The following is a 3309-nucleotide window of genomic DNA, read 5'->3' as shown; positions in this document are numbered from 1 at the left end:
AGCATCTGGGTCAGGGTCAGTACCAGATCGGTGGCGGTGATGCCCTCGGCCAGTTGCCCGCTTAGCTCGACACCGACTACATCCGGAGTCAGTAAATAAACCGGCTGGCCCAGCATCGCCGCTTCAGCTTCGATGCCGCCTACGCCCCAGCCGACCACACCGACGCCATTGATCATGGTGGTATGGCTATCGGTACCGACCAAGGTGTCGGGAAACACCACGCCATTTTGTTCGCGCAGGCCGTGGAACAGGTATTCGAGGTTGACCTGATGCACGATGCCGATGCCCGGCGGGATGACTTTAAAGGTATCGAACGCCTGCATTCCCCATTTCATAAACTGGTAGCGCTCGCGATTACGGGCGAACTCGCGTTCCATATTGTGCTGCAGTGCTTGCGGGGTGCCGAATTCATCGATCATCACCGAGTGGTCGACCACCAGATCAACCGCTACCAGCGGCTCTATTTTTTTCGGGTCCAGCCCCAGTTCGACTGCGGTGCTGCGCATGGCGGCCAGATCGGCCAGCAAGGGGACACCGGTGAAATCCTGCAGGATGACGCGTGCGACGGTGAACGGGATCTCGGCGCTGCGTTCGGCTACAGGCTGCCAGTTGGCCAGTGCCCTGACGTGTTCGGGGGTGACTTTTAGTCCGTCGCAGTGGCGTAGCACCGACTCCAGTACGATGCGGATGGACACCGGCAGGCGGGATACCGGCCCGATGCCGGCATCTTCCAGTGCTTTAAGGCTGAAATAATCGAAGACGCGCCCATCGCTCAGCCTGAGCGCATGTCGGGTTTGGATATAGGGATGGCTCATGGCCGGCTCCGCAAAGGAATGCTCGAGCCTTATCTATGGCGCAGCAGGGCAAATAGGCAAGCAAAATCGGGGCGGGAAGGGTTAGGGCGGAGGTGCGGCGTGTGCCTCTTGTTCCAGCCACTGGCAAAAGGCATGGATAGCCATATCGTTAATCGAGGCGCGCGGGGCGACCCAGCAATAGCCGCGCACCGGGACGGATGGCCCGGCCAGCGGGGTGACCAGTTTGCCTTCGTTTATCAAGCGTGTCGCCATGGGGAGCGGGCCTAATACCACGCCCAGGCCGTCTATGGCTGCCTGCAGTGCAAAGGCGAAACGGTCAAAGTGCAGGGTGTGTGCCGGTTTGAGTTCGGGTGCGCCGGCCAGCGTTAGCCAGCGTTGCCAGGCGGTGGGTCGGGTATCGGCATATAGCAGGGTGTGGCGGGCGAGATCGGCCGCGCTGGTAAGTACATTATTTTTCAAGAGTGCGGGATGGCATAGCGGGAGTTCGCGCTCTTCCAGAAAAGGTTTGGCGATATGGCCGGGCCAGTCGCCGGGGCCGCGGCGGATGGCAATGTCGAACGGGGTATCCAGCCGGCTGATATCGCGATCCGAGTTGACCAGATGCAGCTCTATCTCGGGGCAGGCCGCGCGAAAGCGGGCAAGACGGGGCAGCAGCCAGTACATGGCGAAAGTCGGGGTGGAGTTGATGGTCAGCCGGCGTAAACGGTCGGCCTGTATCAACTGGCTGGTGGCGTTGGCGATCAGGTCTAGGCCGTCCTGTACCTGGATCAGATAGCGCCAGCCGGCATCAGACAACTTGACGCGGCCGCCGCTGCGCTCGAACAGGCGCACCCCCAGCCATGCTTCCAGTTGCTTGATCTGCTTGCTCACAGCGCCATGGGTCACGAACAGTTCTTCGGCGGCGGCAGAAAAGCTCTCCAGCCTAGCTGCTGCCTCGAAAATACGCAGTGCGTTCAGGGGTGGGTAAGTGTTCATGCTGTGATTTTAACTCACAGAAGCTGTGGCGAATAATCCTTTGTATCTGTGAAGCATACCGCGTAGGCTATCGCCATCTCGGTGTAATGGGCTTTCCCTTTTTTCACCGGGGGTCGGGCGCTACCCGTCTGCCCGTCATAACTCTGCAAACACCATCAAGCAAAAGGTCAGAAGCCATGCTCGTAGCCTACCGTCAGCACGTTGCCGAGCGCGCCGCGCTGGGTATCCCGCCGCTCGCACTTTCCGCCCGCCAGGTCGAAGAACTGGCCGAGCTACTGAAAAACCCGCCTGCCGGCGAGGAAGATTTTCTGGTCGAACTGATTACTCACCGTGTACCGCCGGGCGTGGACGATGCGGCCAAGGTCAAGGCCTCGTTCCTGGCTGCTGTTGCCGAAGGGGCTGTGGTTTCGCCGCTACTGTCGCGCCAAATGGCGACCGAACTGTTGGGTACCATGTTGGGTGGCTACAACGTCAAGCCGCTGATCGATCTTCTGGACGATGAAGCGGTGGCTGATGTGGCTGCTGCCGGCCTGAAAAAGACACTGCTGGTGTTCGACTATTTCCACGATGTGAAGGTCAAGGCCGATGCCGGCAACGCGCATGCCAAGGCCGTGTTGCAAAGCTGGGCCGATGCCGAGTGGTTTACCTCGCGTCCCGAAGTGGCGCAGAAAATTACTGTCACCGTGTTCAAGGTGCCAGGCGAGACGAATACCGACGATTTGTCGCCGGCACCGGATGCGACGACCCGTCCCGACATCCCGATGCACTATCTGGCGATGCTGAAGAACACCCGTCCGGATGCGGCTTTTACGCCGGAAGAAGACGGCAAGCGCGGCCCGATGCAGTTCATCGATGACCTGAAGAAAAATGGCCATCTGGTGGCTTACGTTGGCGATGTGGTCGGCACCGGTTCTTCGCGCAAGTCCGCCACCAACTCGGTGGTATGGGCGACCGGTCAGGACATCCCGTTTGTACCGAACAAGCGCTTCGGCGGCGTGACGCTGGGCGGCAAGATCGCACCTATCTTTTTCAATACTCAAGAAGACTCCGGCTCGCTGCCGATTGAAGTCGATGTATCCAAGCTGGAAATGGGTGATGTAGTCGATATCTACCCGTACGAAGGCAAAATCGAGAAAAATGGCGAACTGGTCGAAAATTTTGCACTCAAGAGCCAGGTGCTGCTGGACGAAGTGCGTGCCGGTGGCCGTATCAACCTGATTATCGGCCGCGGTTTGACTACTAAGGCACGCGAAGCGCTGGGCCTGCCAGTCACTACCGTATTCCGCCTGCCCAAAGATCCGGTCAGCTCGAGCAAGGGCTTTAGCCTGGCTCAAAAAATGGTTGGCCGTGCCTGTGGTCTGGTCGAAGGGCAGGGCGTACGTCCTGGCACCTATTGCGAACCGAAGATGACCACCGTAGGCTCGCAGGACACCACCGGACCGATGACCCGTGACGAGCTCAAAGATCTGGCTTGCCTGGGCTTCTCTGCCGATCTGGTGATGCAGTCGTTCTGCCATAC

General features: G+C 59.5%; 2 protein-coding genes and 1 pseudogene. 1 reads left to right on the top strand and 2 read right to left on the bottom strand.

Translation table 11 applies throughout. The features are described 5' to 3' along the window. Together ACRC1E_RS09350 and gcvA are read right to left on the bottom strand one after the other, a co-directional pair. A partial coding sequence (locus ACRC1E_RS09350) for an aconitase family protein (RefSeq protein ID WP_438514825.1) occupies positions 1 to 815 on the bottom strand: 815 nt, incomplete at its 3' end. A gap of 81 nt (positions 816 to 896) precedes the next feature. Beyond that, positions 897 to 1790 carry a transcriptional regulator GcvA gene (gcvA, locus tag ACRC1E_RS09345; protein WP_438514824.1) on the bottom strand — a complete coding sequence of 298 codons (894 nt, stop codon included), beginning with the start codon at positions 1788 to 1790 and terminating at the stop codon, positions 897 to 899. A gap of 176 nt (positions 1791 to 1966) precedes the next feature. Here gcvA and ACRC1E_RS09340 point away from each other — a divergent pair. Further along, positions 1967 to 3309 (top strand): annotated as a pseudogene (locus tag ACRC1E_RS09340) (bifunctional aconitate hydratase 2/2-methylisocitrate dehydratase); the annotation flags it as partial.

This window comes from Craterilacuibacter sp. (genome assembly GCF_051659485.1).
Classification (GTDB): domain Bacteria; phylum Pseudomonadota; class Gammaproteobacteria; order Burkholderiales; family Chromobacteriaceae; genus Craterilacuibacter.
This window is presented reverse-complemented; position numbering and strand designations above follow the sequence as displayed.